Below are 285 nucleotides of genomic sequence, written 5' to 3' on the forward strand. Positions count from 1 at the left end.
AGCCTGTCGGCTCTTTCGTGTACACATGACACGATTCAGGTGCAGCCCATGCCGATAACGGTTGCATGTCTGTATCCACAATCGCCGTTGACCAATTGCGCGCTTGGCAAAGTGCCGCTAGATTCCACGCGATCCATGTGCGCCCTGACCCCGCATCCCCCATCACATGAATCCGTACGGGTTCTGGTTTCCCCCATACGATTTTTTTGAGCTTAGGCGGTGATAGGATCGGTCGTTGTTCTTCTTTTTCTTCTCGTTTACGCAAGGAAAACCGTTTTTTAGCTT

At 51.2% G+C, this 285-nt stretch carries 1 protein-coding gene; it reads right to left on the reverse strand.

The genetic code is table 11. The features are described 5' to 3' along the window. Nucleotides 1-285, reverse strand: a 285-nt coding sequence (locus MM817_RS16655; RefSeq protein WP_241717190.1) for a hypothetical protein, incomplete at both ends; no start/stop codon positions are given.

It is taken from the genome of Sulfoacidibacillus ferrooxidans, assembly GCF_022606465.1.
Taxonomy (GTDB): domain Bacteria; phylum Bacillota; class Bacilli; order Alicyclobacillales; family SLC66; genus Sulfoacidibacillus; species Sulfoacidibacillus ferrooxidans.